The organism is Alloalcanivorax dieselolei B5, from assembly GCF_000300005.1.
Lineage (GTDB): Bacteria > Pseudomonadota > Gammaproteobacteria > Pseudomonadales > Alcanivoracaceae > Alloalcanivorax > Alloalcanivorax dieselolei.
In genome coordinates this window covers 3,687,151-3,711,075 of the sequence record NC_018691.1, presented here as the reverse complement: position 1 = coordinate 3,711,075, position 23,925 = coordinate 3,687,151, and the positions used below count along the sequence as shown (strand labels likewise).

25 protein-coding genes are annotated in these 23,925 nt (G+C 62.2%); 11 read left to right on the top strand and 14 right to left on the bottom strand.

The features are described 5' to 3' along the window. Positions 1-113 precede the first annotated feature (113 nt). Positions 114-1,019: a LysR family transcriptional regulator gene (locus B5T_RS16445; protein ID WP_014995656.1), complete on the top strand. Its 906-nt coding sequence runs from the start codon at positions 114-116 to the stop codon at positions 1,017-1,019. 5 nt (positions 1,020-1,024) lie between these two features. Here the strand turns inward: B5T_RS16445 and B5T_RS16440 are convergent, their stop codons facing one another. Together B5T_RS16440 and B5T_RS16435 are read right to left on the bottom strand one after the other, a co-directional pair. Then, on the bottom strand, positions 1,025-2,506 hold the full coding sequence (locus B5T_RS16440; RefSeq protein ID WP_148279287.1) for an amidohydrolase family protein: 1,482 nt from the start codon (positions 2,504-2,506) through the stop codon (positions 1,025-1,027). Further along, a complete protein-coding gene (locus B5T_RS16435; protein WP_014995654.1) occupies positions 2,503-3,528 on the bottom strand; it encodes an ABC transporter substrate-binding protein in 1,026 nt (341 codons plus the stop codon). Before B5T_RS16435 ends, B5T_RS16440 begins: the two co-directional genes overlap by 4 nt. A 244-nt stretch (positions 3,529-3,772) precedes the next feature. Here B5T_RS16435 and B5T_RS16430 point away from each other — a divergent pair, with 244 nt between their 5' ends. The 9 genes from B5T_RS16430 (at position 3,773) to B5T_RS16390 (ending at position 11,723) form a co-directional block, all read left to right on the top strand. Continuing rightward, complete coding sequence (locus B5T_RS16430; protein ID WP_014995653.1) at positions 3,773-4,597, top strand: GNAT family N-acetyltransferase; 825 nt, start codon at positions 3,773-3,775, stop codon at positions 4,595-4,597. Then, positions 4,597-5,391, top strand: coding sequence for a lysophospholipid acyltransferase family protein (locus B5T_RS16425; protein WP_014995652.1), 795 nt, complete (start codon positions 4,597-4,599; stop codon positions 5,389-5,391). Before B5T_RS16430 ends, B5T_RS16425 begins: the two co-directional genes overlap by 1 nt. Before the next feature lie 134 nt (positions 5,392-5,525). After that, positions 5,526-6,092 (top strand): elongation factor P-like protein EfpL, encoded by a 567-nt coding sequence (gene efpL, locus B5T_RS16420; protein ID WP_014995651.1) that lies wholly within the window; start codon positions 5,526-5,528, stop codon positions 6,090-6,092. Positions 6,093-6,112: 20 nt separating this feature from the next. Continuing rightward, positions 6,113-7,132 (top strand): aminopeptidase, encoded by a 1,020-nt coding sequence (locus B5T_RS16415; RefSeq protein ID WP_014995650.1) that lies wholly within the window; start codon positions 6,113-6,115, stop codon positions 7,130-7,132. Next, entirely contained in the window at positions 7,129-7,953 is an 825-nt protein-coding gene (locus tag B5T_RS16410; RefSeq protein WP_014995649.1) for a rhomboid family intramembrane serine protease, read from the top strand. Before B5T_RS16415 ends, B5T_RS16410 begins: the two co-directional genes overlap by 4 nt. 91 nt (positions 7,954-8,044) lie before the next feature. Continuing rightward, positions 8,045-8,881, top strand: a complete 837-nt coding sequence (locus tag B5T_RS16405) for a TRAP transporter TatT component family protein (protein WP_014995648.1) — start codon at positions 8,045-8,047, stop codon at positions 8,879-8,881. Positions 8,882-8,956: 75 nt separating this feature from the next. Continuing rightward, positions 8,957-9,943, top strand: a complete 987-nt coding sequence (locus B5T_RS16400; RefSeq protein ID WP_229682946.1) for a TRAP transporter substrate-binding protein — start codon at positions 8,957-8,959, stop codon at positions 9,941-9,943. Continuing rightward, entirely contained in the window at positions 9,943-10,437 is a 495-nt protein-coding gene (locus tag B5T_RS16395) for a TRAP transporter small permease (protein ID WP_014995646.1), read from the top strand. The genes B5T_RS16400 and B5T_RS16395 overlap by 1 nt, the downstream gene beginning before the upstream one ends. Beyond that, complete coding sequence (locus B5T_RS16390) at positions 10,434-11,723, top strand: TRAP transporter large permease (protein ID WP_014995645.1); 1,290 nt, start codon at positions 10,434-10,436, stop codon at positions 11,721-11,723. Before B5T_RS16395 ends, B5T_RS16390 begins: the two co-directional genes overlap by 4 nt. 40 nt (positions 11,724-11,763) lie before the next feature. Here B5T_RS16390 and B5T_RS16385 read toward each other — a convergent pair whose 3' ends face one another. The 6 genes from B5T_RS16385 to B5T_RS16360 all read right to left on the bottom strand — a co-directional run bounded on the left by B5T_RS16385 (position 11,764) and on the right by B5T_RS16360 (position 15,884). Next, a complete protein-coding gene (locus B5T_RS16385; RefSeq protein ID WP_014995644.1) occupies positions 11,764-12,513 on the bottom strand; it encodes an NYN domain-containing protein in 750 nt (249 codons plus the stop codon). Positions 12,514-12,667: 154 nt separating this feature from the next. Next, the gene (gene wrbA / locus B5T_RS16380; RefSeq protein WP_014995643.1) at positions 12,668-13,267 is read right to left on the bottom strand and encodes an NAD(P)H:quinone oxidoreductase; all 600 of its coding nucleotides are present in this window, start codon (positions 13,265-13,267) and stop codon (positions 12,668-12,670) included. A gap of 82 nt (positions 13,268-13,349) precedes the next feature. Further along, a complete protein-coding gene (locus B5T_RS16375; RefSeq protein WP_014995642.1) occupies positions 13,350-13,604 on the bottom strand; it encodes a hypothetical protein in 255 nt (84 codons plus the stop codon). 64 nt (positions 13,605-13,668) lie between these two features. Further along, entirely contained in the window at positions 13,669-14,049 is a 381-nt protein-coding gene (locus B5T_RS16370) for a hypothetical protein (RefSeq protein ID WP_014995641.1), read from the bottom strand. Between the two features lie 47 nt (positions 14,050-14,096). Further along, positions 14,097-14,714 (bottom strand): hypothetical protein, encoded by a 618-nt coding sequence (locus tag B5T_RS16365; RefSeq protein WP_014995640.1) that lies wholly within the window; start codon positions 14,712-14,714, stop codon positions 14,097-14,099. Positions 14,715-14,831: 117 nt separating this feature from the next. After that, complete coding sequence (locus tag B5T_RS16360) at positions 14,832-15,884, bottom strand: YeiH family protein (RefSeq protein WP_014995639.1); 1,053 nt, start codon at positions 15,882-15,884, stop codon at positions 14,832-14,834. Positions 15,885-15,983: 99 nt separating this feature from the next. Here B5T_RS16360 and B5T_RS16355 point away from each other — a divergent pair, with 99 nt between their 5' ends. After that, positions 15,984-16,850, top strand: coding sequence for a LysR substrate-binding domain-containing protein (locus tag B5T_RS16355; RefSeq protein ID WP_014995638.1), 867 nt, complete (start codon positions 15,984-15,986; stop codon positions 16,848-16,850). Here B5T_RS16355 and B5T_RS16350 read toward each other — a convergent pair whose 3' ends face one another. The 6 genes from B5T_RS16350 to B5T_RS16325 all read right to left on the bottom strand — a co-directional run bounded on the left by B5T_RS16350 (position 16,851) and on the right by B5T_RS16325 (position 23,702). Continuing rightward, on the bottom strand, positions 16,851-18,560 hold the full coding sequence (locus B5T_RS16350; RefSeq protein WP_014995637.1) for an ABC transporter substrate-binding protein: 1,710 nt from the start codon (positions 18,558-18,560) through the stop codon (positions 16,851-16,853). It abuts the gene before it with no gap. Continuing rightward, positions 18,557-19,627 carry an ABC transporter ATP-binding protein gene (locus tag B5T_RS16345; RefSeq protein WP_051015523.1) on the bottom strand — a complete coding sequence of 357 codons (1,071 nt, stop codon included), beginning with the start codon at positions 19,625-19,627 and terminating at the stop codon, positions 18,557-18,559. The genes B5T_RS16350 and B5T_RS16345 overlap by 4 nt, the downstream gene beginning before the upstream one ends. Next, complete coding sequence (locus B5T_RS16340) at positions 19,614-20,648, bottom strand: ABC transporter ATP-binding protein (RefSeq protein ID WP_014995635.1); 1,035 nt, start codon at positions 20,646-20,648, stop codon at positions 19,614-19,616. Before B5T_RS16340 ends, B5T_RS16345 begins: the two co-directional genes overlap by 14 nt. A 30-nt stretch (positions 20,649-20,678) precedes the next feature. Continuing rightward, positions 20,679-21,632, bottom strand: coding sequence for an ABC transporter permease (locus B5T_RS16335; RefSeq protein ID WP_014995634.1), 954 nt, complete (start codon positions 21,630-21,632; stop codon positions 20,679-20,681). An 11-nt stretch (positions 21,633-21,643) separates the two neighbouring features. Next, complete coding sequence (locus tag B5T_RS16330; RefSeq protein WP_014995633.1) at positions 21,644-22,603, bottom strand: ABC transporter permease; 960 nt, start codon at positions 22,601-22,603, stop codon at positions 21,644-21,646. A 538-nt stretch (positions 22,604-23,141) separates the two neighbouring features. Beyond that, the gene (locus B5T_RS16325) at positions 23,142-23,702 is read right to left on the bottom strand and encodes a hypothetical protein (RefSeq protein ID WP_041717088.1); all 561 of its coding nucleotides are present in this window, start codon (positions 23,700-23,702) and stop codon (positions 23,142-23,144) included. Between the last annotated feature and the right edge of the window lie 223 nt (positions 23,703-23,925).

Here is a 23,925-nt window from a genome sequence, read left to right as displayed (position 1 = left end):
ATAGGCTGTTCTCTTTTATTGCTTTTTGGGCGCTTAACTGTTGCGATTTTGGCAACGGTATATGGCACTAAACCTGCTTGCGTGATCGACCATCACAGCAAACGGGCAGGGCTATGAATCACCTTCGGTTTCTTCGTTACGTGGATGAGGTGGCACGGGTGGGATCGGTGCGGCAGGCAGCGGAGCGCTTGCATGTGGCCCCCTCGGCGGTGATTCGCCGGATTCAGGACCTGGAGGACGAACTGGGAGCACCGATCTTCGAACGGCTGCCGCGGGGGATGCGCCTCACCGCCGCCGGGGAGCTGTTCGTCGCCTATATCCGTGATCGCACGGCGGAGCTGGAGCGCGTGCGGTCCAATATCGAGGATCTGTCCGGACTGCGGCGTGGCCTGGTGCGGCTGGTGTGCAGCCAGGCGCTGGCGCCGGTGTTTCTGCCCCATGCGGTGCAGGCGTTTCGTGAAGCGCACCCGGCGGTGGAATTCGAAGTGAACGTTGCTGATCATCTGCACGCGTTGGACGTACTGCGTGACTTCGACAGCGACCTGGCGCTGGTTTTCAACCTGCAGCCGGAGCCGGATCTGCAGATACTCGGTTCCTACGAGCAGAAGCTGGTGGCGTGGATGCACCATACCCATCCGTTGGTGGAGAAACCGTCACTACGGCTCAGGGATTGTGTCGACTGGCCATTGGCTCTGGCGGGAAGGGGCACCGCCGGGCGAGAAATGCTGGATCGCTTTCTGGCCCGCAGCTCGGTGCGTTTCACGCCGGCGGTGCAGAGTAATTCCTTTGAATTTCTGCGTGGCTTTCTGCATCGCGAACAAGCAGTGTCGTTCCAGATTTCAGTGGGCGCACTCACCGACGGCGGTGATCTGGTGGCACGGGAAATTGAAGATCACGGCTTCCCCCGCGGCAAACTGCTGCTGGCACAGCTGCGCGGCCGCCGCTTGCCGGTGGCCGCGTACAGTTTCGCGGAACATCTGAAATGGCACCTGGCCGAGCCGGCGGCACTGTTGGCCTGACCATCTCAGCCACAGCAATGTCCCTGATGGTGATAGAAGGCTTCCAGCTCGCGGCTGAATGTGGTGAGAGTCCGGCGCCATGCCTGTATCCCGGCACTGTCACGGTCAATGGCATGCCGCGCGCGTCGATGTAATTCGTCGGTGAGCGCGGTTTCGTCCACGGTCAGTACCTGGCCCTGGTCGACAATCAGCCGCCCCGAGGCCACTACCTTGTCGATATGGCGGCCACTGGCCCGCGCCAGTATCAACGGCCAGGGGTCGTGGTCGGGCCAGAGTCCGTCGTCGTTGAGAGCGTCCCAGTCCAGCATGATCAGGTCCGCCGGAGCGCCGTCGTCGATCACGCCGCCACCATCCTGTTCGCCGGTGACCGCGCGCCGGCCGTCGACGGCGGCGAATCGCCAGAGGGTGGCGGCGTCCAGCGCCGGCCGGAATTCGCTTCCCCGATGCAGAGCCCAGGTCAGACGTAATTCGCGCCAGGCGTCGTCGTCTTCGTCCAGTGCCAGACCGTCCAGCCCCATGGCCACCCGGCAGCCCTGACGCTGCATCTCCTCAAACGGCGCGATACCGGAGCCCAACAGCAGATTGGAACTGGTGTTGACGGCGATGGTGACCCCCCGTTCCACCAGCAGGGCCAGTTCCTCCGGCCGGCACCAGGTACAGTGCGCCAGGGTCAGCCGGGGAGTGAGCAGTCCCAGTTGGTCCAGATGGTGGACGATGCCGCCGGGGAAGGCGTGATCGGCCCATTGTCTTTGCCGCCTGGTTTCCAGCAAGTGCATGTGCACTGGTCTTTGTTGATCGGAGGACGCCTGCGCCACGCCTTCCAGTAAAGCGTTGGAGCACCACTGCACGCCGGTAGGGCCATACTGCACCGTCATTGGGTAGTCGGCGCAGGCGGCAGCCACTTCCTCGACCAGTGCCAACTGCTCGGCCACGGGCAGCGCCGGGCTGGCGAGTTGGCGACGGATAGCGTCGCGAATCGCGGGGGACAACCGCGCCAGCACGGTGTGGTCCGGAGCATAGGCGAGAGACTGACGATCCCTTAGCGCCAGGGCGAAGCCGATATGCACGCCGACATCGCGGGCGGCACGGCCCACCTCCCGAGCCTCTTCCAGGTAAGGCAGGCCGCCTTGCACGCGGGTGTAATGGACCAGGACGTTGACCACGCCGTGGCGTGCGGACCGGGCAAGGGAAGTGGCCGCGCACAGATAAGGCGGCATTGGCGGCATCCAGCCAAGAAATGGCAACCAGCTTTCCAGGGGTTCGCCGAAGGCGCCAAGGCTGGCGTTGCGAAAGCCGCGGGCATGGTCATGGGCATTGGCCAGTGCCGGCAGCACCAGTCCCCGAGGGGGAACGGGGTCATCGACGGCCCGATTCCGCCACGAGGTCAGGTTGGCGCCGTTCCATTGCAAGCGGGCGCCCCGCCGGGCCGGGCGCTGTCCCGGTGCGGGCAGCAGCCATTCGCAATGCCAACGAGCGGGCGTGTTCATTGTCCGGCCTGACGTTGCGCCCTGGGGGGCAGGAATTCATCGGTAAAAACGCGACTGGCGCTGGGTCTGGCGGGTAGCTCGAATACGTCGGCAACCTGCTCGATAGATCGGGCCAGACGCTCGGGATCCGTTTGGCCCAGGCCGTTGTCACTGACCTCCGGCGTCAGCATCACGGTTTTCAGGGTGTAAAGAAGGCGCTGTTTTTCCAGGGCCTTGTTGATCAGCGGCTCCCGTTTGGCCAATGCTTCGATGGCCGCGTCCGGATCGGCGATGGCATCGCGAATACCGTGGTTGATTGCCCTTACCAGCCCGTGCACGGCCTGCGGATGCTGCTCAATCAGTTCGGGTGAGACCATCACGCCGTTACCGTACAGGGCCACGCCGTGGTCGGCGTAATGAAACCAGCGCACGTCCTGCTCCGGGTCCTTGCCCTGAGCCAGCAGGTTTACATAGCTGGTCACCGAGAATACCGCGGAGGCATCCACCTCGCCGCGTAGCAACATCTGTTCCTGGAGGTTGGGAGCCATGTTGACCCACTCGACGCTGTCGGCGTCCAGGTTGTTGAGACGGGCCAGGGTGTCGAACATGCGCATTGCCGCGCCGCCGGCCGGTGATCCCAGGCGGGCACCCTGCAGGTCCTCGAGCCTGTGAATAGGGCCGTCAGCCAGCGTCATTATGGCGAAGGGCGCCCGGTTATAAACCATGTAGACCATCACCGGTGTGCTTTCCGGGCGCCGGGCCGCGTTCTGGATAATCGCGTTAACGTCACCGAAACCGGCCTGATAGGTTCCCGCCATGATCTTGGTGACGGTGGCGGCGGAGCCATCGCCCTGATCGATGTTCAGTTCGATGTTTTCCCGATCAAAGTAGCCTCGGTCCTCGGCCAGGTAGTACCACGAGTGCACGCCCTGAAGTTTCCAATCGAGAACGAAGGAAATCGGCAGACGGCCGTCCGCCATGGAGGTCAGAGCACAAACAAGGGTGGATATGGCAAGCAGCGCTCTGGCGGTGGTTAAGAACATGTTGGTTTCCCCACTTGATACCGAAAGAGAGCGCCGCGCGCGGCGCCGGTCTGGCCATGAAACACGGATTGTGGCGACCGGATAATTTCTTTTTTGGCGACGGCACGTTGCCGTGGCGGCACCTGTTGATGGCCAGAGAGCGGGTAATTGGTGCGGCGGTCCTGTCGCGGAACTGTCACAAGGCTGTCACGGCGTCGACATGGCGGGCTTACAGACTGCCGGAAAAAGAGCCATGGAGCCCATTATGCTTGCGCAAGCCGCTGGAAAATTGAAAGCCCTGAAGCCGCAATGGCGGGTGGTTTTCCGCCAGCCTGCCCGTGAGCGGGAAGAGGCGAATACCAACAACAGCCGTTTCAGCGCCTACTTTACCCGGTCTCGACGCGAGATCCTGAAAGTGCAGCGCATGCGCTACCGGATTTTCTCCGAGGAATACGGTGCCAGCTTCCATGCTCCATTCGGTCTGGACCGGGATCGCTTCGACCGCCATTGTCTGCATTTGGTGGTGCGCGATAACCAGACCGGAGAATTGGTGGGCTATACCCGGGTGCTGCCTGGTGATCGGGTGGCGCGCACCGGTGGCTTTTACTCCACCGGCGAGTTCCACATGCCCCTGGTGCGGCATCTGGATGGCCAGGTGGCGGAGATTGGCCGCACCTGCATCGACCCGCGCCATCGCGGCGGCGCCGTGATCACCGTGCTGTGGGCACGGCTGGCCCGTTACATGATCGAGCAGAACACCCGTTACCTGATCGGCTGTGCCAGTATCGCTCTGGGCGAGGGTTATAACGTGGCCGCCATAGACCAGCATATTCGCGAGAATCACAGAGCACCGGCGCAATACCGGGTGTCACCGCGGTACCGTCTGGAAAGTCTGCCCGGCGATCCGCTGGAGAACGGCAAGCGCATGCCGCCACTGCTCAAGGCCTACCTGCGCATGGGCGCCAAGGTCTGCGGCGAACCGTGCTGGGATCCGGATTTCAACTGTCTGGACTACTTCATCCTGCTGGCGGTGGACGATCTGCCCAGCCGCTACGTCCAGCATTTCCTGCAACCGGCGCAGGCGGTGTGATGGAACGGCTGGAGACCGCCGCCGCCAATCGCCATGGCACGGGGCTGGCCGCCGCGCTGCGCCGGGCCTGGCGGCTGCCGCTGGTGGTGCTGCATATCCTTGCCGGGGTGCTTGAGGCATTGTGGCTGCGCGCCCGCTATCCGCGGTCTCATCCGGCCATGGTGATGGCCAAACAGCGCTGGTATTTGCGGCTGTTGTCGCTGCTGGGGGTGCGGCTACGGGTGACCGGCGCACCGGCCGGTGGCGCCATGCTGTTGATCAGCAACCACGTTTCCTGGCTGGACATTCCCGTGATCGGCGCGCTGCGGCCCTGCGATATGTTGTCCAAGGCGGAAGTGGCCGAGTGGCCGGTGATCGGCTGGCTGGCCCGCAATGTGGGGACCCTGTTCATTCGTCGCGGCCGCGGCGAAGTCAGCCGCAAGGTCGAGGAAATCCGCGAGCGCCTGGCAGGTGGCCGTTCGGTGCTGGTCTTCCCCGAGGGCACCACCACGGATGGCCGTGCCGTGCGGCGGTTTTTCCCGCAGTTGCTGGCCGCCGCTGATCAGGCGCCGGTGCAGCCGGTGGCGCTGCGTTACCGGGACCATAACGGTGACTTTGATCCGACTCTGGCGTTCATCGGCAACGACGAATTCCACCATCATCTGTGGCGGCTGCTGGGCCGTCCGCGGGTCATTGTCGATCTGACCTTCGGCGCGCCCTTGCCGGCGGACGACGACCCCAAGCGCCTGAGCGAACGCGCCCGGGACTGGATTGCGGAACGCCTGACGCGGGACGCTGGACGCCAGACGCTATAGAACACCGTGTCTCGGAACATTGCGGATATAAACAACCACTTTTCATGCTTGCCAGGGCGTCCGGCGTCACGACTGTAGGACCGTCTTGCCCTCTGGGCTAGAATGGCTGGCGACCATTCAGTGAGGATTGTTTTGTGACCCGCGCCAGCGACCTGAAGAAATCCGATGTGATCGAGCATAACGGCGGCCTCTACGTGATCCGCCAGATCGAAGTGCAATCCCCTTCCGCCCGTGGTGCCGCCACCCTCTACCGGGTCCGCGCCACGGCCGTTGGCGGCGGCTCCAAGTTCGAGGAGCGCTTCAAGGGCGATGACGACGTGCCCACCGTGGATCTGCAACGCCGCCCGGTGCGTTTCTCCTATGTGGACGGCGCCGAGCATATCTTCATGGACGAGGAGGATTTCACCCAATACCCGCTGCGGTCCGAGGACATCGAGGATGAACTGGCGTTCGTTACCGAGGCTACCGGCGGGTTGCTGGCCTTGCGGGTCGGTGATTCGGTGATCGGCCTGGAACTGCCGCAGGCGGTGGAACTGACCATTGAGGAAACGGCGCCGGCGATGAAAGCCGCCTCCGCCAGCGCCCGCACCAAACCCGCCACCCTGGAAACCGGCCTGGTGATCCAGGTGCCGGAGTACATTCAGGAGGGGGAGCGGGTGAAGGTCAATACCCTGGAACGGAAGTTCATGTCCCGCGCATGAGGCGTAAACGGATCTGGCTGTTGGCCGCTGTCATTGTGGTGGCGGTGCTCTCCGGCTGCCAACTGGGCTATTACGGCCAGGCAATAAAGGGGCATTGGTCTCTGATGTCGAAACGGCAGCCGCTGGCCGACGCCCTGGCCGATCCGGCCACGCCGCAGCGGGTGCGGGATAATCTGCGGCTGGCGGAGGAGGTGCTGGACTTCGCCGCCGACCGCATGGGATTGCCCGCTCGCGGTGTCTATCGGCAGTACGTGGCCCTGGAAAGCCGGGCGGTGGTCTGGAATCTCATGGCCGCGCCGGCGTTCTCCTTGACGCCAGAAACCTGGTGCTACCCGTTTGCCGGTTGTGTCAGCTATCGCGGTTATTTCGATCGGCAGGCCGCCTTGCGTGCGGCACATGATCTCGATGAGCAGGGTTTCGACACCTATGTGGGCGGTGCCGCCGCTTACTCCACGCTGGGCTGGTTCAACGACCCGCTCACCACGCCGATGATGAACCGTTCCCGCGCCGACATGGTGGACCTGCTGTTGCACGAACTGGTGCACCGGCGTTTGTATGTGAAGGGCGATACCCGCTTCAATGAGTCCCTGGCCACCATGGTGGCCCGTGAAGGCACCACCCGGTTCATTGCCGGCCATGACCTGACCGTGGACCTGGAGCGCTGGCGCGATGTGGACCGTGCCCGTGCCGCCTTTCTGGCCATGGTGACCGACACCCGCGCGGCCTTGACCCGACTCTACGCCAGTGACATCCCGGGATCGGCGATGGCCGAGAGCAAGGACCGGCTGATTGGCCAGTTGCGCCAGCGCTATCAGTCCGAGCGCCGCCAACTGCCCGCCCTGGACGCCTATCAGGGCTTTTTCCAGGGCCCGCTCAATAATGCCCAACTCAACGGCGTGGGGGATTATTACGGTTTGGTGCCCGCTTTCCAGGCCCTTCTGTTAGGCTGTGGCGGGCATTGGCACTGCTTCTGGGAGCAGGTGGAGCGGCTCGCCGATGACCCACGGGCCCGGCGGCGCTGGCAGCAGGAGATTCCATGATTGAACTGGTTCGCGTGAACAACGCCGCGCTCGCCGCGCGGTTGGTGCATATGCTGGGGCAGCGCGGTATCCGCGCGGAGCTGCGACCGGAGCAGGACGGCCAGGTGGTGTCCGTGGCGGCGGACCGCTTTGAGGAAGCCCGCGAGCTGTGTCAGGCCTTCCTGGCCAGCCCCGATGACCGGCGCTGGCAGGAAGACGCCTGGCACAGCAATGCCCCCGCCGACGTGCCGCGGCAGGCGCTGTTCAGTGGCGGCTGGTTTCGCAGCCTGGGGCTGGTGACCAAGAGCGGGCTGGTGCTCTGTGTTCTGGTGTATCTGTCCCCCTTTTTACTGGGAGACCGGCTTTACGCGGCGCTGATGTTTCCGCCTTCCCTGGACGGACTGGCCGTGCAGCCATGGCGGGTGGTCACCCCGATGCTGCTGCACATGTCGCTTCTGCATATCCTGTTCAATCTGTTGTGGTGGTGCGATCTGGGCCGGGTGATTGAACGGTTCCAGTCCAGTTTTCAACTGCTGTGGATCACCCTGGTTACCGCCGCCGTCAGCAACCTGGCTCAGTTCTACGACACCGGCCCCAATTTCGGCGGTCTGTCCGGTGTGGTGTATGGCCTGCTCGGGTATCTGTGGCTGTACGGCAAGGTCAATCCAGGGGCCGGCTATCAACTGCGCAAGGAAGTGGTGGTGTTGATGCTGGTGTGGCTGGTGATCTGTTATGTCGGGCTCTCCGGCATCGTCGCCAACTCAGCGCATCTGGCCGGATTGCTCAGCGGCATGGCGATTGGCACCGCGGTGGGGCTCTGGCGCCGTCAGCGGCCGGCGTGAGGCAGAGCGTCATGGCCGGTTTCCAACGGTCGTTTGAGTTTGGTCGGTGGCCGCTGCTATAAAGAGTCCCGGAATAGGAGGCAACAACAGCGTGAAACAATGGCGAGCAGTCTGTTCGGTGGTTCTGTTGCTGATTGTGCAGGGCTGCGCGGTGAATCGGATCGGCGACAATCTGGCCAAGGGCATCGAGGACAACAACGATCTGGTCCTGGTGGGTGAGGGACTGCCCAGCTATCTGCTGATGGTGGATGGTCTGATCCTGACCTGGCCGGAGCGTACCAGCCTGTTGCGTGCCGGCGCCGATTTGTATGGCGCCTACGCCGGTTTGTTCGTTGAGGACCCCGATCGCGCCGCGACACTCAACGAGAAGGCCCTGGATTACGCCATGCGCGCCGCTTGCAGCCAGCGGAGCGATTACTGCGATTTGCGCCAGACGCCGGTGCCGGAGTTCGAGGCGTTGCTGGCGGAGGCCGGCGACGAGGATCTGCCCCTGTTGTTTACTCTGGGCAGCGCCTGGGCCGGCTACATCCAGACCCATTCCGACGACTGGAACGCGGTGGCCGAACTGGCCCGGGTGCGTGCGCTGATGGAGCGGGTGGTGACATTGGACGAAGGCTACCAGAACGGTCAGGCGCATATGTACCTGGGAGTGCTCAACAGTCTGCTGCCGGCCTCCCTGGGCGGCCAGCCGGAGCAGGCCAAGGCGCATTTCGAGCAGGCGGTGGCGTTGTCCCAAGGGCGCAACCTGCTGGCGCGGGTGCTGTACGCCGAGCACTATGCCCGTCTGGTGTTTGATCGTGAGCTGCATGATGCCCAGCTTCATAAAGTGCTGGAAGCGGATCCGGAGCAGCCCGGACTGACCTTGCAGAACGTCTACGCACAGCAGCAGGCACAACGTCTGCTGGACAGCGCCGACGCGTATTTCTGAGCGGCATTTTTGAGCAGTATATGTGAGCCGTGTATGTGAGCGATGGAGCGCCCGGCCCCATCGAAGCTGGAGAGGATGATGTTGCGATTCGTGGTGGCCGTCATGGCCCTGTTTCCGGTGCTGGCCTTGGCCACCACCTTCAAGATTTCCACCCTGTATCCGGATGGCACCAGTGTGGTTCGGGCGCTGAAAAAAGCCGGCGCCACCATCGAGGAGCGCACCGAGGGACGAGTGGCCCTGAAGATTTATCCCGGCGGTGTGATGGGGGACGACAGGGCGGTACAGCGCAAGATTCGTATCGGTCAGTTGCACGGCCAGATGGCCCAGGGCGGTGCCTTCGCCGACGCCTATCCGGATGGCCAGATCCTCAACGTGCCGCTCACGTTCAATGATTACGGCGAAGTGGACGCGGTTCGCGAAGAGCTGGATCCGGTCATCCTCAAGGGGCTGGAAGATAACGGCTGGATCAGTTTCGGACTGGTGGACGGCGGCTTTGCCTACATTATGTCGACGCAGCCGGTGGTCAGTCTGGCGGATCTGCAGGCGCGCAAGTTGTGGTTGCCGGCCAGTGACTCGGCTTCCGCCAAGGCGGCCAAGACACTGGGATTGTCTCCGATCGTGCTGAATATCGGCTCGGTGCTGACATCGTTGCAGACCGGCGCCATCGACAGCTTCGCCGCGCCGCCGGTGGCGGCGCTCACTCTGCAATGGTACGCGCGGGTGAAGTACATCACCGACCTGCCGCTGCTGTACACCTACGGCCTGCTGGCCATCGACAAGCGCTATTTCGATCGTCTTTCCGAGGGGGATCAGAAGATCATGCGCGAAGTCCTGGGCAACACCTTCACTCAATTGGATCAGGAAGGCCGCGAGCAGAACCGCGAAGCGTTCAAGGCGGTGCAACAGCAAGGGCTGGAAACGGTGACCCCCAGCGACGAACAACGCACCGAGTGGAAATCCGCCGCTGATAAAGCCACCCAGTCGCTGGTCAGCGACGGCGAGCTGAGCAGTGGCATGCTGGACCGGCTGCATCGGCTGCTCGACGACTACCGGGCCCGTTGATGCGGCGCCTGCTGTCCTGGTTGCACCGGCTGGAGGATGGCCTGATCGTGGCCATCCTGCTGGGCATGGTGCTGTTGGCGGTGGTGCAAATCGGGCTGCGCAACATGGCCGGTGTCAGTCTGATCTGGGTGGAGCCGCTGCTGCGTAACGCGGTGTTGTGGATCGGCCTGCTCGGCGCCATGATCGCCTCCCGCCGGGACGAGCACATCCGCATCGATCTGCTGGGACAGTGGTTGCCCAAATCCTTCCAACCCTGGATCACCGGTGCGGTGGATCTGTTCACCGCCGCCATCTGTACTCTGGTGGCCTGGTACAGTATTGGTTTCGTGATCGAGGAGTATCAGTACGGCGAGATTGCCTTCGCCGGCATCCCGAGCTGGGTGCCGCAGGTGATCATTCCGTTCGGCTTCAGCGTCATGGCGCTGCGTTACCTGGTGCTGTTCGTGCTCGGGTTGGGCGGGCGCCGGCCCTGCATGCGGGAGCCGCTGGGATGATTATCGCCGCCATTGTTCTGTTGATCGTGCTGGCACTGATGGGCGCGCCGCTGTTCGCCATTCTGCTGGCCGCGGCCGCCATCGGCTTCTTCACCCAGGAGACACCGCTGTCGGTGCTCCACATTGATATTTACCAGCTGTCCGATTCGGTGGTGCTGATGGCGCTGCCGCTGTTCACCTTTGCCGGTTTTCTGCTCAGTGAATCGCGTACCGCCGATCGCCTGGTCCGTCTCAGCCAGGCCGCGTTCGGCTGGATGCCCGGCGGCATGGCCTTCGTGGCGCTGGTGGCTTGCGCCTTTTTCACCGCGCTCACCGGCGGCTCCGGTGTCACCATCGTGGCGCTGGGCGCGCTGTTGCTGCCGGCGCTGGTCAAGGCCGGTTATCCGCAGCGTTTCAGCCTCGGGCTGGTGACCTCGTCCGGCAGCCTGGGGTTGCTGCTGGTGCCATCGGTGCCGCTGCTGATCTACGGCATCATCGCCCAGCAGTTGTCGCAGCAACTGACCATGCCGCCGGTGGAAATCGTCGATCTGTACCTGGCCGGGGTGGGACCGGCGCTGCTGATGGTGGTGTTGCTGTACGGCTACTGTGTGTATGTCAATCGCAGCGACCCGCTGCCGCGGCAACCGTTCAACGCGCGGGAGCTGGGGCAGGCGCTGTGGGATGCGCGCTGGGAATTGCCGCTGCCGCTGGTGGTGCTCGGCGGTATCTTCTCCGGCTTCCTGGTGGTGAGCGAGGCGGCGGCGGTCACCGCCCTTTATGTGCTGCTGGCGGAAGTGGTGCTGTACCGGGAGATTCCGTTGCGCCGTCTGCCGGGGCTGACCCGCGAAGCTATGGTCATGGTGGGGGGAATCCTGCTGATTCTGGCGGTGGCCCAGGCCTTCGCCGACTATCTGGTGTATGCCGGCGTGCCTGAGCATTTGTTCGCCTTCATCCAGACCCACGTACAGAGCAAGCTGGCGTTTTTGATTCTGCTCAATATTCTGTTGCTGTTGCTCGGCGCCGTGCTGGATATTTTTGCCGCTCTGGTGATCATGGTGCCGTTGATTCTGCCGGTGGCGCTGCGCTACGGCATCGATCCGGTACATCTGGGCATTATCTTTGTCGCCAACATGCAGATCGGCTACATCACGCCGCCGGTGGGGATGAATCTGTTCATCGCCAGCTACCGGTTCCGCAAGTCGATCACCGAACTGTTCCGGGCCACGCTGCCGTTCATGCTGGTGCTGATCATCGCGCTGCTGCTGATTACCTATGTGCCGGAATTGAGTCTCTGGCTGGTTCGATAGGTGGGGAAGCAACAGGAGAATCGCGGGGCGTGGACCGCGATCACCCGTTCTTGTTCTTCACCCACAGTCCGCCGTTTTCCCCTTTCTTCAGCTCGAAGTGGCCGGTCTGGGCATTGAGCAGCTCGCTCAGTTTGCGGAAGCCGTAGAGCCGGGTGTCGAACTCCGGGCGGCGCTGGCTCAGGTTCTGTCCAAGCACCCCCAGATGGGCCCAGTCGTCTTCTCCGGAGACATCGTCGATGACCCGGGCGATGAACTTCAAAGGCGGCGTGTTGCCGCTGGTTTTGTCCTTGCCGGCTTTGCCGCCCTTGCTGGCGGCGCTGTCATCGCCGGCGCGCAAAATCTCGGTGTAGATGAATTTATCGCAGGCCGCCACCAGCGGTTTGGGGGTCTTTTGTTCACCGAAGCCATACACGGTGAGGCCGGCTTCCCGTAATCGGGCCGCCAGCCGGGTGAAGTCGCTGTCGCTGGAAACCAGACAGAACCCATCCAGCTCCCGGGTGTAGAGCAGATCCATGGCATCGATGATCAGCGAACTGTCGGTGGCGTTCTTGCCGGTGGTGTAGGCGAACTGCTGCACCGGCTGAATCGAATGATCCAGCAGTACTTTCTTCCAGCCACCAAGGTTGGGCTGGGTCCAGTCACCGTAGATGCGCTTGATGGTGGCGGTGCCGTACTTGGCGATCTCCTCGAACAGGCCCTCGACGATGGCCGGTGGTGTGTTGTCCGCGTCGATCAGAACGGCCAGGGTGGGTTGCCGGTTGGACTCGGAGATAGCGGTGGTGTCGGCCATGGTGATTCCTTGCTCAGTGGAGTCTCTACCATAACGTGAATGGCGAGCTCCGGCATGATGGCAGGCAAAAAAGAAGGCCGCCTGTTCAGGAAGGGGAAGGCGGCCAAAGGGGGGATCAGAGCAAGACGAGAGAAGTGTCAGGCTGAATCGGAGGTCACAGTTTCGCGGTCAGGCGGGCCACCTGTTCTCCCTGGTAGCGGGCCAGATTGAGTTCCTTGGTGCTGGGCTGGCGGCTGCCGTCGGGACCGGCGATGGTGCCGGCTCCGTAAGGGGAGGCGCCATGCACTTCACTGATGTCCATTTGTTCCTGACCGGGATCGGCATAGCCCAGTGGCACGATGATGAAGCCGTGGTGGGCCAGGGTCAGCCAGGTGCTGATGATGGTGGTTTCCTTGCCGCCGGCGGTGCCGGTGGAGGTGAACACACTGGCGACTTTGCCGGCCAGGGCACCCTGGGCCCACAGGCCGCCGGTCTGGTCCCAAAAAGTGCGCATCTGGCCACTCATGTTACCGAAGCGGGTGGGGGTGCCGATGATGATGGCATCGTAGTCCTTGAGTTCCGCCGGGCTGGCCACGGGGTAGGCCTGGTCGGTTTTGCCACCGGCGTTCTGGAACGCCTCCGGATCCATGGTCTCGGCCACTCGTTTGATCTCCACTTCCACGCCGTCGACTTTGGCGGCGCCTTCGGCCACGGCCCGGGCCAGGCTTTCGATATGGCCGTACATGGAGTAGTAAAGAACCAGAACGCGCTTCATCGGACTCTCCTGTTGAGGATGGGAGAGCCCAAGATAGCGTTGTGTTACCAGGGGAGGGAGAGGACTGGCTGAAACGGATTGATCAGTTTTTTTGATCTGATTCTGGAGCAGCTTTCAATGACTGGATTTCCTTTTCCAGGGCGTCCAGATAAGCCTGCTGCTGTTCCAACAGCCGTTGTGTGGTGGCCTGCTGGTCGGCCAGGGCCTCGGCCCGCTCATTCAGTTCCTGCTGCTCTCGCAACAGGGCGTCGCGGGTTTCGTCCCGGGCCGCGTCCGCCGCCGTGGCCAGTGGCGCCCACAGCGGCAGAGCGAGTGTAAAAAAAGCGATAAAACGCATGACTTGAATGGCTGTGACTTTGACGCGGGCAGTGTAGCAGATCCCGCCGATCCCGTGAGCCGGACTACTTGATCATGCCGTTGAAGGCCTGACTCATCTGTTGCCGCAGTTCCTCACAGGCGGATTTTTGCTCGGCTTTGGACATGGTGTCCCAGCGCTCATCGGTTTTTTTCTTGCCGGTGTCAAAGGCGGTGTCGAATTCCTGGGCGGTGAGGCCCATTTTGGTCATCTGCTGTTTCTGCTTGGCTTTCATATCCGCCAGTTGGTCCTTGGTGTAACCGCCGCACACCTCGGCGGCGGCGTGCATGCTGCCGCTGAAGGTGGCCACCTGGTTACCCATCTGGGCCATGTTGGGAGCCCCCCCGGAAGTCTGCGCATGCAGTGGGCCGAAGGCGGCGATGGCGATGGACGCCGCCAACAGGCGGGTCAGAATGGATTTCAGCATGGTTTCCTCTCCTTGAAGTGAAATGGGGCAATGAGTGCCGTTCGGATCTAGCGTAACGAGCGATGCAGGGCGACCGCGGCTTCGATGACACGGTCGTTGGTGATACTTTTCAGTTCTTCCACTTTTTGCAAGTACAGGCCGCCGGCGGCGAAGGAAATGTTGACGCTGCCAACCACCACTTGCGGTCCGATCATGCCCAACTGGGCGGAGGGATCGAGTTTGCCGCCCATGTCGACGACATAACCGCCAAGGGCTTCGACGCGGGCATCGTCATACACCATGCCCAGGTCGCGTAGTGTTTTCTCGTCGGAGCTGTGTTGAGGGTCCACGGTGATACCGATCGACAGACTGCCGCCCTTGACCATTTCGAAAGCGTTATCACTTTCCACCCGGGGCGTCAGCCAGGTGCAGTTGACGCCATAGCGGCCGTCTTCCTGATAACGACCTGGCTCGCCTTCATCGTCGGCGGGCGTCAAGCCACTGACCAGGTCCCCGAGGATCGCGGCCATGCCGTCGCAATCGGGGATGCGTTCATAGGCGGGAAGCGTCGCCGTGGCGGCGTTGGCATCGCCGCCGGATTCGTTATCGCCACATCCACTCAAAACGAGCGCGGCAAACAAGAAAAGAGAAGCGGAGTGAAAAAACGGATCCTTGTATCTGTTCATGTCCCTGATTCTTTTAAGTTGAGGGTGGTCGTCACAAACAGGGGCATTATCGATGGCCCCGGAGGGGGCCGATACCCCCCAAAGGGGGGGTAAAGAGGGAATGATCGGTTTCGGCGACTAGAGAGCCCCGCTGAACAGGGCGGCGAAGACCACCGCCAGGGTGGCGAGCCAGAGTATCGCGCCCAGGGCCAGAGGGCGCCATCCGGCGCGGCGTAGCAAATCGAAGTGGGTGCTCAAGCCCAGTGCCGCCATCGCCAGCGCCAGCAGAATGTCGTCCAGGCCGGCCAGGGGAGAGGCCAGGGAATCGGGTACCCAGCCCAGGCCGTTGACCACCAGGGCACCGACGAACCAGAACGTGAAAGCGGGGAGAACCGGCCGTGCCTTGATGCCACTGTTGCCGATGCTGGTGCCGGCGCCAGTGCCGGCGGCGCGGCGCGCGCCCATGCCGAGTATCAGCAGTACCGGCGCCAGCATCATCACCCGCACCATTTTGACCAGCAGGGCGCTGTCCACCAGCGCCGGCGACATGGCCTGGGCGGCGACGATCACCTGGGCCACCTCCTGGACGCTGGCCCCCACCAGCACGGCGAAGTGATTCTGGTCCGGAAACAGTGTTGGCAGATGGTGATACAGCAGTGGCAGCAACAGCATGTTGAGCGTGCCGAACACCACCACCGCCGCCACCGCCATGGCGGTATCCCGGTCGCGGGTCCCCAGCACCGGCTCGGCGGCGAGCACCGCGGCGGCACCGCAGATGCCGTTGCCGGCGCCGATGGAAAGGGCGGCGGCGCGGCTCATGCCCAGCCAGCGCTGCCCCAGCCAGCCGCCGAGTATCAGGCTCAGGGCGATTTGCCCGGCGTTCAGGGCGATCACGCCGAGGCCCAGTTCGCCCACCGCGTCCAGGGGAATGCGCAGTCCGTACAGGACGATGGCGATTTTCAGAATCGGCCCCTTGAACAGCGCCAGGGCGGATCCGCCGGCCTCGCGCAGTGGCGCTGGCAGCGGTTGCGCCACCACCAGGCCAAGCAGCATGGCCAGGGCCAGCGCGCCCAGTCCCCAGTGTTGAGCCAGCCGGCTGTGGGCCAGGCCGATCCCGGCCAGAGCGCAGGCCAGGACCAGCAGCGCCATGGGCCAGTGCGGGCGGGGCAGGGAGAGAGAGAGGGTGCGCATCGGTGGTTCCTGTGATCCTTTGGCAAGGTCAAGCCACTATGCCGAAGCGCCATAAATAATAATATTTGATAATTATAAACTTATAACTAAAATAAATTTATGAATGAAACAACACTCAAACAATGGCGGCTGTTCCTTGCGGTGGCGGAAACCGGTTCGGTGGCGGCGGCGGCGGAACGGGTGGCGCTGACCCAGCCGGCGGTGAGTCAGGGCCTGGCGCAGTTGGAGCAGCGGCTGGACGCGCGGCTGTTCGATCGTGTTGGCCGCGGGCTGGTTCTGAATGACCGGGGGCGGGCGCTGATTCCGGAAGCTCGCGCCTTGCTGACACAGCTCTCCCGTTGCGAGAGGTTGTTCCAGTCGCCCCCGTTGGAGGTGATGCTGGCCGCCACCCACACCTTGGGTAATTACTATCTGCCGCCATTGTTGTCGACATTCAGGCAGCGTCATCCGCGGGCGCGGGTGCGGATGGATGTGGTCAATACCCGCCAGGCGGTGGCATTGCTGCTGGAATTGAAAGTGGACCTGGCGCTGGTGGAGGGGCCGGTGTCCCATGCTCTGCTGCGGGTGCGGCATTGGCGCGACGATGTGCTATTACGAGTGGCGGCACCATCGGTGGTGGAGGCATTGAAGGCGGATCCCGCGTATTGGCCCTGGGTGATGCGTGAGCCCGGTTCGGGCACCCGGGCGGTGATTGAACGCAGTCTGGGGACCGATTTTCCGGAGCCGCAACGGATACTGGAACTGGGGGCCGGCGAGGCGGTGCGCCAGGCGCTGATGGCCGGGGCCGGTGTCGGTTATGTCAGCGAGACCAGTGTGAGCGCGGCGCTGGCCGACGGTCGGCTGTGTCCGGTGCCGGGGCCGCATCAGCGTTTGGTGCGGCCGCTGTACTGGGTACGACACGCCCGGCATGAGCCGGGCGCGGGGGAAACGGCCCTGGGGGCCGTGTTGCGGGAAGCGGTGCCGTGATCAGCGCGCTTTGCCCATGCTTTCCTTCATTTTCTGATCGATCCAGATGCGTGAGTAGATGGCGTTGGGTTTGACCGCGCCGATACGTTGCTCACCGTAGTAGTTTTTCACCCACGGCCACCAGGCGGAGTAGCCCATTTCCGTCGGCAGCCACACGTGCGGCACGGCTTCATCGATGATGAAATCATTCAACTCTTTCAGCATCGCGTTGCGTTTCTCGGTGTCCGGTTCCTTGATGGCGGCGTCGATCTTCCGGTCAAACTCCTCGTTGCTGTACCAGGACGCGTTCCAGGTCTGATCGGTGCGGAAGCTCTTGCGCAGTACCTGGATCGGATTACCGGAGCCGTTGTTCATCAGATAGCCGCCGGCCTGGGTCTTGCCACGCATGTTGGAGCGGAAGGCACCGTACTCCATGGTCTTGATGTTCACTTTCACACCGACCTGCTGATAGTAAGCCTGCAGCATGGGCGCCACATCCATGTGGTAGGGGCTGCAGGAGCAGACCTGGAGATCGAAGCTGAAGCCTTTTGGATAACCGGCTTCGGCCAGCAGCTTTTTCGCTTTCTCCGGGTTGTATTCAAACAGTTCCCGGGCTTCATCGGAGAGCTGGTCCAGCGGGGTATAAAACTCGGTCCAACGCTGTGCGAAGGGATAGTTGAGCAATTCCCCTTCACCATTGAGCAGCGAGGAGAGAATCGCTTTCTGGTCCACCGCGATGTTCAGGGCGCGGCGCACGCGTACATCGTTGAAGGGTTTTTGATCGGTGCGCAGGGCGATATAAGTGCCATTGGTGGACAGGTTCTTGCGGAACTGCAACTCCGGCGCGGTTTTCTTCAACTGATCCACCAACTGCCAGCGGATCGCCTCCATGATATCAATGCGGCCGGAACTGAGCGCCGCCACCGCGCTCGCCTCATCCTTGATGATGTGATAGATCACTTTGTCGTTCAGCGGCAGCGGATATTCCTTGCCGTTGAGGGTCACCGAATCCCAGTAGCCGTCGTTCTTCGCGTACACCTGCTGACGGCCGGTCTCGATCTTTTCGATGCGATAGGGGCCGGTGCCGGCGGCGTTACGCCAGTCCGCCCGTTTGTCCTCGCTGAGATTCTGCCACTCCGGCGGAGAGATGCCGTCGTAGTATCCCCAGGCAATCCGGTACGGCCAGTTGCCGTGGAACTGGTTGAAATAAGCGATCACGGTGTGGTCATCCGGCGCTTCCCAGCGCTCGATGAAATCCCAGAAGGTGGGGATGGCGCGGGGACTCTCGCCACGGCTTTGGAACGAAGTGATGACGTCGTTGGCCACCAGTTCCCGCTTTTTCATCACGCCGGGCACTTCCTGCCACTGGACGCCCTTGCGCAGGTGGAAGATCACCCGCATCGGGTCTTCCTTCACCTCCCAGCTTTCCGCCAGGCTGCCTTCCAGCTGGTTGTAGGGAATATAAGCCTGCTCGACGAACGAGTTTTCATTCTTGCCTCGCGGGCCGTATTGCAGGTCGCCGCGCAGCAGGGATTCCAGTTGCAGATTGTCGTGGTTGCCTTTCCAGGTCCAATTCTGCAAATCCCAGGTGGTGGCATCCAGAGTGCGGTACATGGTGGAGATATTCACGGTACCGCCGAGCTGGGGTGTTGCTTCCTCGGCGGCCTGGATAGCACCGGCGGCGCCGAGCGTGGCCAGAACCAGAGTGGTTCGAAGAGTGCGCAGAGTCATGCGATGTTCCTCGCTTGTTCTTGGTATGAAGGTTCGGAGTGATTCATCTCCGCCACCCGGGACGGGTCGTGAAGATGGCAGGCGACGCTGTGGCCGTCTTCCACGTCGATCGGCCGTGGTGCCTCGCGGCGGCACAGATCGGTGGCGTGGGGACAGCGGGGATGGAACGGGCAGCCCGGAGGCGGATCGATGGGGCTGGGGACTTCGCCGTCGACCGAAGGGTTGAAGCGGGCCTGGACCACCGGATCCGGATCGGCGATGGGAATGGCGCCCAGCAGCGCCCGGGTATAAGGATGGCGTGGTGCCTGATACAACCGCTCCCGATCCGCCACTTCCACCACTCGTCCCAGATACATGACCACGATGCGGTGACAAAGGTGACGCACCACCGCCAGGTCGTGGGCAACGAATAAATAGGTCAGACCGAGATCCCGTTGCAGGTCTTCCAGCAGATTGATGACCTGGGCCTGGATCGATACGTCCAGAGCGGACACCGGTTCGTCGCAGATGATCAGTGACGGATCCGCCGCCAGTGCCCGGGCGATACCGATGCGCTGCCGTTGGCCGCCGGAGAATTCGTGGGGATAGCGGTCGGCCATTTCCGCTTTGAGACCGACCCGGTCGAGCAGGTCCATGACCCGTTCCCGGTATTCCGCCCGGGTGCGGGTGAGCCGGTGCACGCGCAGCGGTTCGCCAATGATATCCAGTACGCGCATGCGGGGGTTGAGCGCCCCGAACGGGTCCTGATACACCATCTGCATCTTGCGCCGCAGCCGCTTCGTGGTGGCCGCGTCCGGATGGCTGATGTCCTCGCCGTCAAAGACGATGCGTCCTTCCGTGAGCGGGGTCATGCGCAGTACCGCCAGACCGGTGGTGGACTTGCCGCAACCGGATTCGCCCACCAGGCCCAGCGTTTCGCCACGACGTACGGTGAAATCGACACCGTCCACCGCCTTGACCATGGCGGCGGGTTTGCCGAACAAACCCGGGCGCAGCGGGAAATGGACTTTCAAGCCGCTGACCTGGAGTAGCGGATCGGTGTCGGCGTGAGAATCAGTGTGTGTCATCGAGATTCACCCAGCAGGCTTTCCAGTGTTCTTCGTCGAGCCGCTCCAGCGGAGGCCGTTCCTGCTTGCAACGGGGCAGGGCGAAGCGGCAGCGGGGATGGAACGCACATCCGGACGGAGGATCGGACAGATCCGGCGGTGAGCCGGGAATCGGCGTCAAACGATTGCCAATGGCGTCGTCGAGCCGTGGCATGGATTCCATCAGGCCCACCGTGTACGGGTGTCGCGGCCGATGAAAAATATCGTGGGCGGTGCCACGCTCGACGATACGGCCGGCGTACATGACGTTGATGCGGTCGGCGTAGCGGGCCACCACGCCGAGGTCGTGGGTGATCAGTATCATCGACGACTGACTGGCGCGGGTGATGTCGCGCAGCAGTTCCAGAATTTGCGCCTGCACCGTGACGTCCAGGGCGGTGGTGGGTTCGTCGGCGATGATCAGCCGGGGCAGGCAGGCCAGTCCCATGGCGATCATGACGCGTTGGCGCATGCCACCGGACAGCTCATGGGGATAGGCGTCGAGGCGTTTTTCCGGGTCACCGATACGCACCTGGCTGAGTAACTCGATGCATCGCTCACGAACCTTGTTCTTGGGCACACTGCCATGAACGCGCAGCGGTTCCGCCAGCTGCCGGCCGATGCGCAGACTCGGATTCAACGAGGTCATCGGTTCCTGGAAGATCATGGAAATGTCGCGGCCCCGGAGCTGACGAATGGCATCGTCGGACAGATCCAGCAGGTCCTGACCGTCAAACAGCACCCGGCCGCCGATGATCTGCCCCGGCGGGCTGGGGATCAAACGCAACAGCGACATGGCGGTGATGCTTTTGCCGGAGCCGCTTTCGCCAACAATAGCGAGCACTTCTCCACGGCGCACATCGAAGCTGACATCGTTGACCGCGTGCACCAGGCTGTCGTCCTTCTCGAACACAGTGTGCAGGTTTTCCACCCGTAGCAGTGTGGGGGCGGGCTTGTTGCGCGGCGCGGCGGCGGCCGTCGCCGTCGAAGTCTCTGTGGACATGGTCTCTCCCTTCCTCGGGCCAGGGGCTGGTCAACTGCCGATGGTGCGTTTGACGCGGGCCAGATAACGACCGCCGCCACCGCGCATTCTCGGGTCGAGCAGGTCACGCAGGGCATCGCCGAACATGTTGATGCCGAACACCGCCACGGTCAGCGCGATGCCGGGCGCGATCGCCAGCCACGGTGCCTGGAACATATAGCTACGTCCGTCCAGGCTGAGCATGCCGCCCCAGCTCGGCTCCGGCGGGGGGATGCCGAGGCCGAGAAAACTGAGCCCGGATTCGGCCAGAATCACCGCCGCCAGACGGGTGGTATAAAGCACGATCAGCGGTGCCATGACGTTGGGCAGAATATGTTTGAGCAGAATACGGGCGCTGGAGGCGCCCATGGATTGCGCGGCGTGAACATAGACGTTCTGTTTGGCACTGAGCACCGCGCCGCGAATGATGCGCGAACCGGAAATGCCAAACAGCAACCCCAGAATAAGGATCACCTGCCAGGTGCCCGGGCCCAGGACCGCCACCGCCACGATCAGCAGAATCAGATCGGGAAAACACATCCAGCCATCCACCAGGCGTTGAATGATCATGTCCAGACGGCCACCGAAATAGCCGCTGAGAATGCCCAGCAGCGCGGAGATCACAATCGACAGCGTGGTGGCGGCGAAGGCCACGATCACCGACAGCTGGGCACCGTGCACGATGCGCGCGAAGACATCGCGGCCCAGTTGATCGGTGCCCAGCCAATGCGTGGCCGAAGGGGCTTGCAGCCGTTCGATGGGGTTAATGGCGTTGAACCCTTCGGGGGCGATGACGTCGGCGAACAGGCCGGTCAACAACAGCACCAGGCAAATCATCGCGCCCAGCGCGCCCAGTGGCCGCTCCTTGCACAGGCGCCGCAGGAAACGCAGTGTTTTGGGGCGGGGACGACGGCGCGGCGGTGTGGCCGGGATGGCGGCCGCGGGGGGCTGTATGGACAGGCTCATGGCGGTCTCCGTCAGCGGTCGTAACGAACTTTGGGGTCAAGATAGCCGTAGCACAGATCAACCAGCAGGTTGACCAGCATCACCACCACGCCGGTGACCAGAAAGACGCCGGTGATGACCGGGTAATCGCGGGTGCTCACCGCTTCCAACAGCAATTGTCCCAGCCCCGGCAGGCGAAAGATCTGCTCGATAATGACGGTGCCGCCGAACAGAATCGGCACCAGGATGCCAACCAGAGTGATCACCGGAATCATGGCGTTCTTCACCGCGTGCATCAGTACCACCCGGCGCTCGCGCAGCCCCTTGGCCCAGGCCGTGCGGATGTAATCCTGACGCAGCACTTCCAGCATCATGGTGCGGGTCATGCGCATGATCACCGCCGATAGCGAGGTGCCCAGAATCAGAGAGGGCAACAGGAAGGTCTTGAGATTTTCCAGCGGGTTTTCAAAGAACGGCACCAGCTCATTGGGCGGGGACCAGCCCCACCACAAGGCCGGCAGAATCACCACCAGGGTGCCAAGCCAGAAATTGGGCATGGCCAGGGCAAGGATGGAAAAGGTGCGGCCAATATGATCGCCCAGAGTCTCCTGCCGGACCGCGGCGAAGATGCCGATGGGCAGCCCGATCGCCAGCGCGATCAGTAGCGCCAGAATGCCCAATTCCAAAGTGACGTCCAGGCGCGCCGCGATTTCCCCGGTGACCGGGGTGTTGCGCCACAGCGATTTCCCCAGATCCCCTTGCAGGGCATCGCCGGCCCAGTGCAGATATTGTTGATAGAGCGGCTTGTCCAGGCCCAGCGCTTGTTCCAACTGGGCCCGGTCTTCCGGCGCGCCGGAAGAGTACACGTTCTCGCTGAGCATCAGGTCGAGAACATCACCGGGAACAAGACGGACCACGGTGAACGCAATGACACTGGCGATGAACAGGGTGGGAATCAGCGCCAGCAAGCGCCGTAATACATAGAAACCCATGTTGACTACCTGCTTCCCGAGCCTGGCCCCGGCGATGTTCCGCTCTTGTCGGGCCATATTGTTGTCGATAGTTGTTGTGAAAAGTTGTCGTGGCTGCTGATTCCCCGCCAGGAGCGAAGCCTGGTGATCCGGCAGAAGTAAACGTCAGAGCATTAAAATAATGCCTGATCTCTCAAATAATGAACTTCAATTTCACTTTAGCCCTCCCCATTTTCGGGTGTCAAGGCGTGCTATGAATGAGGGCGGGAGGAGGAAGCGATAGTGCGGTTCAGGTCTCTCTTCTGATATATAACTTGTTGTTATAAAAAGATTATTTAATTTTTCAAGAAGAAAAAGGAAAGGGCGGGACAGTGGCGAAAAGGAGCAATCAACGGTTTCAAGGCTCGAATGGAAGGCTCTTATGGTCAGGTAAAACTGAGTGTTCTTGTATTAAAGATTAATACAAATACATTATTTTGTTGTGTTGTTACCAAAGAACTCAACCGGCAGGGAAGAAGGGTAACAGAGCCGCCGGATTGGCGGCTCTGTGTTGCCGGGATCAGGTTTCCACCCGATGGCTGATCAGGGTGTCGCGGTTGCGACGAGCCCAGTGTTGATAACGGCGTTTGAGGTCTTCTTCGTCGGGCATTGGTTCGCCGACCCAGCGACAGCGCTGCTCCACCGCCCGGCGGAAAGCGCCATAGCCACCATAGCGACGCATGGAAAACCACTTCTTGCGCCCCCGGTTGGCGGTGACCGAAAAGTTACCCCCCAGGGGTTTGTCGCGAAAGGTGGCGGTGATGCCCACCAGGCCGAAGGGGTTCCGGGTCTCGGACATGCGATCCAATTCGTCGGTGCTGCAAAGGATCAATGGTCGGTGTTTTCCCATGGCGGCGCGTACTTCTGGCCGCTGGATCTGCCGGTCGCGCCAGATCCTTGCCTGATAGAGCGCCGCTTCGGTGCTGCCAAACTTGCTGTCGCGGAAAGTACAGCGTTTCTGGCGGCGCCTTGCCCGCTTATCGATGTAGGGAATCGCACACCACCAGAAATCATCTTCGCGGCTGCGATAGACATATAGAAAAGGATGAATTTTCGGGTTGATTACCGTGGAAATATTCATTCCCTGTCTCTTGCCTCCTTGTGTGATTTTTTGGTCCGTGATGATCAACAGTGGCGGCGTCGCCCGGGGCAGGAGCAACGCCTTGCCGGCTTGCCCCAAATGCTGCCGGCGAACCTATCTTTGCTCTGTTATGCGCCGAACGCAAACTCGTTCCTATAAAAAATGCGTAATCCATAAAAAAGGGGACAGATAGAATGTTTTCCGCTTGGAAAAAACGGCAACT

Coding starts and splice junctions, on each gene's coding strand:
- B5T_RS16435 (WP_014995654.1), bottom strand. CDS start 3,528: ATGTTCTTAACCACCGCCAGAGCGCTGCTTGCCATATCCACCCTTGTT.
- B5T_RS16350 (WP_014995637.1), bottom strand. CDS start 18,560: ATGACTCTGCGCACTCTTCGAACCACTCTGGTTCTGGCCACGCTCGGC.
- B5T_RS16335 (WP_014995634.1), bottom strand. CDS start 21,632: ATGAGCCTGTCCATACAGCCCCCCGCGGCCGCCATCCCGGCCACACCG.
- wrbA (WP_014995643.1), bottom strand. CDS start 13,267: ATGAAGCGCGTTCTGGTTCTTTACTACTCCATGTACGGCCATATCGAA.
- B5T_RS16440 (WP_148279287.1), bottom strand. CDS start 2,506: ATGAACACGCCCGCTCGTTGGCATTGCGAATGGCTGCTGCCCGCACCG.
- B5T_RS16410 (WP_014995649.1), top strand. CDS start 7,129: ATGATTGAACTGGTTCGCGTGAACAACGCCGCGCTCGCCGCGCGGTTG.
- B5T_RS16375 (WP_014995642.1), bottom strand. CDS start 13,604: ATGCGTTTTATCGCTTTTTTTACACTCGCTCTGCCGCTGTGGGCGCCA.
- B5T_RS16400 (WP_229682946.1), top strand. CDS start 8,957: ATGATGTTGCGATTCGTGGTGGCCGTCATGGCCCTGTTTCCGGTGCTG.
- B5T_RS16445 (WP_014995656.1), top strand. CDS start 114: ATGAATCACCTTCGGTTTCTTCGTTACGTGGATGAGGTGGCACGGGTG.
- B5T_RS16330 (WP_014995633.1), bottom strand. CDS start 22,603: ATGGGTTTCTATGTATTACGGCGCTTGCTGGCGCTGATTCCCACCCTG.
- B5T_RS16395 (WP_014995646.1), top strand. CDS start 9,943: ATGCGGCGCCTGCTGTCCTGGTTGCACCGGCTGGAGGATGGCCTGATC.
- B5T_RS16355 (WP_014995638.1), top strand. CDS start 15,984: ATGAATGAAACAACACTCAAACAATGGCGGCTGTTCCTTGCGGTGGCG.
- B5T_RS16425 (WP_014995652.1), top strand. CDS start 4,597: ATGGAACGGCTGGAGACCGCCGCCGCCAATCGCCATGGCACGGGGCTG.
- B5T_RS16340 (WP_014995635.1), bottom strand. CDS start 20,648: ATGTCCACAGAGACTTCGACGGCGACGGCCGCCGCCGCGCCGCGCAAC.
- B5T_RS16430 (WP_014995653.1), top strand. CDS start 3,773: ATGCTTGCGCAAGCCGCTGGAAAATTGAAAGCCCTGAAGCCGCAATGG.
- B5T_RS16390 (WP_014995645.1), top strand. CDS start 10,434: ATGATTATCGCCGCCATTGTTCTGTTGATCGTGCTGGCACTGATGGGC.
- B5T_RS16385 (WP_014995644.1), bottom strand. CDS start 12,513: ATGGCCGACACCACCGCTATCTCCGAGTCCAACCGGCAACCCACCCTG.
- B5T_RS16360 (WP_014995639.1), bottom strand. CDS start 15,884: ATGCGCACCCTCTCTCTCTCCCTGCCCCGCCCGCACTGGCCCATGGCG.
- B5T_RS16365 (WP_014995640.1), bottom strand. CDS start 14,714: ATGAACAGATACAAGGATCCGTTTTTTCACTCCGCTTCTCTTTTCTTG.
- B5T_RS16345 (WP_051015523.1), bottom strand. CDS start 19,627: ATGACACACACTGATTCTCACGCCGACACCGATCCGCTACTCCAGGTC.
- B5T_RS16370 (WP_014995641.1), bottom strand. CDS start 14,049: ATGCTGAAATCCATTCTGACCCGCCTGTTGGCGGCGTCCATCGCCATC.
- B5T_RS16325 (WP_041717088.1), bottom strand. CDS start 23,702: ATGAATATTTCCACGGTAATCAACCCGAAAATTCATCCTTTTCTATAT.